Source organism: Cryobacterium sp. M25 (assembly GCF_002929635.1).
Lineage (GTDB): Bacteria > Actinomycetota > Actinomycetes > Actinomycetales > Microbacteriaceae > Cryobacterium > Cryobacterium sandaracinum.
On sequence record NZ_PJJU01000007.1, the window covers coordinates 1 to 2,679 of the forward strand.

2 protein-coding genes are annotated in these 2,679 nt (G+C 63.3%); both read left to right on the forward strand.

Features of this window, described 5'->3' with window-relative positions:
• The first annotated feature begins 45 nt into the window (after positions 1 to 45).
• Positions 46 to 1,464: a Fe-S cluster assembly protein SufB gene (sufB, locus tag CXY81_RS00050; protein WP_104099133.1), complete on the forward strand. Its 1,419-nt coding sequence runs from the start codon at positions 46 to 48 to the stop codon at positions 1,462 to 1,464.
• 63 nt (positions 1,465 to 1,527) lie between these two features.
• Positions 1,528 to 2,679, forward strand: a 1,152-nt coding sequence (gene sufD, locus CXY81_RS00055; protein WP_104169163.1) for a Fe-S cluster assembly protein SufD, incomplete at its 3' end; no start/stop codon positions are given.

Consider the following 2,679-nt stretch of genomic DNA (forward strand, 5'->3'; position numbering starts at 1 on the left):
GACCGGACTAATATCCGGGTTGCCGGGGTGGCAGAAGAGGTAAATATGTCTGACGTCCTTCTTGACCGTCCCGAACTTGCGGGGCTCGGTGTCTACGAATTCGGGTGGTCCGACTCCGATGCTGCTGGTGCCTCCGCCCGCCGCGGGATTTCGCCGGAGGTGGTGACCGATATCTCCAATCTCAAGGGCGAGCCTGAGTGGATGCTGCAGCGTCGCCTCAAGGCCCTCGAATTGTTTGAGCGCAAGCCGATGCCGACTTGGGGTGCTGACCTGTCGGGCATCGATTTCGACAACATCAAGTATTTTGTCCGTTCCACGGAGAAGCAGGCCCAGACTTGGGACGACCTGCCCGAGGACATCAAGAGCACCTATGAGAAGCTCGGCATCCCCGAGGCCGAGCGTCAGCGTCTTGTCTCCGGCGTCGCGGCCCAGTATGAGTCCGAGGTGGTCTACCACCAGATCAACGAAGAATTGGCTGCGCAGGGTGTCATCTTCATGGATACTGACACGGCGTTGAGGGAGCATCCGGAGTTCTTCGAGGAGTACTTCGGCACGATCATTCCCTCCGGCGACAACAAGTTCGCGGCGCTGAACACCTCGGTGTGGTCGGGCGGCTCTTTCGTTTATGTGCCGCCGGGCGTGCACGTGGAGATCCCGCTGCAGGCCTACTTCCGCATCAATACGGAGAATATGGGGCAGTTCGAGCGCACCCTGATCATCGCCGACGAGGGCAGCTACGTGCACTACATCGAGGGGTGCACGGCCCCGATCTACTCGTCCGATTCTCTGCACTCCGCGGTGGTCGAGATTGTTGTGAAGAAAAATGCCCGCGTTCGCTACACGACTATCCAGAACTGGTCCACGAACGTCTACAACCTGGTCACGAAGCGTGCGACGGCCGCGGAGGGTGCCACGATGGAGTGGATCGACGGCAACATCGGTTCCAAGGTCACGATGAAGTACCCGTCGATTTATCTGATGGGTGAGCACGCTAAGGGGGAGACCCTGTCGGTGGCGTTCGCGGGTCCCGGTCAGCATCAGGATGCGGGCGCGAAGATGATCCACATGGCGCCGTATACGCAGTCTTCGATCGTGTCGAAGTCGATTGCCCGGGGTGGTGGCCGGTCTGGTTACCGTGGTGAGGTGCGGGTGGATGCCACGGCGCACCACTCCGCGAACACGGTGCGCTGTGACGCGTTGCTGGTGGACACGAAATCGCGTTCGGACACGTATCCGTCGATCGATATCCGGGTCGATGATGTGCAGTTGGGCCATGAGGCCACGGTGTCGCGGGTCAGCGAGGAGCAGCTGTTCTACCTGATGAGCCGGGGGATGCCCGAAGATGAGGCGATGGCCATGATCGTGCGCGGCTTCATCGAGCCGATTGCCCGGGAGCTGCCGATGGAGTACGCCCTTGAACTCAACAAGCTCATTGAAATGGGCATGGAAGGATCCGTCGGCTAAATGTCCGCCGCCTCTGCACAACTCAATTCCCCACCAACCACCCCGGCATCCACAACAAATGCCATGCCTACTGCGGAGCAGCACGGCATCAAGGAGCACTCGGACGGCCGTTTCGGTTATGTGCCGGTGCAGACCCGGTCGGACCGGTTCGCGAGCGTGAACGTGGCCGACTTCGGTCCCGTCACGGGTCGTGAAGCGGTCTGGAAGCTATCGCCGGTGAAGAAGTTCACCGACCTGACCGCGGGTGTGCTCGACGGGTCGGAGTACCCGGTCGAGTCTTCACGCGTCCCCGGGGTCAGCGTCGCCTGGGTCGATCGCACCGACCCGCGGATCGGTTCGGCCGGGGCGCCCGAGGAGCGCGCGTCGGCGAACGCGTGGTCGAGTTTCGAGAAGGCTCTCGCGATCACGATCAGCGGTGAGGAGGCCAAGGAGGTCACGGTCACCCGTGCCGGCCTGGGTTCCGGCGCGCGCGGCGCGCACACCATCATCGAGGCCAAGCCATTCAGCCAGGCCATCCTGATCCTGGAGAACACGGGTGCGGCCCGGCTGAGCGAGAACGTCGAGATCATCCTGGGCGAGTCCGCGAACCTGACCGTGGTCAGTCTGCAGGAATGGGGCGACACGGCCGTGCACCTGACGAACCACTTCGCCACCATCGGCCGCGACGCACGGTTGAAGCACATCGTGGTGAGCCTGGGCGGCAGCATCGTGCGGGTGAACCCGTCGGTGCGTCTAGCCGGGATCGGTTCGGACACGGAGCTGCTCGGCCTGTACTTCGCCGACGCCGGCCAGCACCTCGAGCAGCAGGTGTTCGTGAACCATGTCGCGCCGAACAGTCGCAGCCGCGTCACCTACAAGGGTGCGTTGCAGGGTCAGGGTGCCCGCACCGTGTGGATCGGCGACGTCCTGATCGGGCGGGATGCGGCCGGGACCGACAGCTACGAACAGAATCGTAACCTCGTGCTCACCGAAGGCACCCGGGCGGACTCGATCCCGAACCTCGAGATCGAGACCGGCGACATCACGGGGGCCGGGCACGCGAGCGCGACCGGCCGCTTCGACGACGAGCAGCTGTTCTACCTGCAGTCCCGCGGCATCAGCGAAGACGAGGCCCGGCGCCTCGTCGTGCGCGGCTTCCTCAGCGAGATCGTGCAACAAATCGGCTCCCCCCTGCTCGAAGAACGCCTCCAGGCGGCCATCGAAGCAGAACTCACC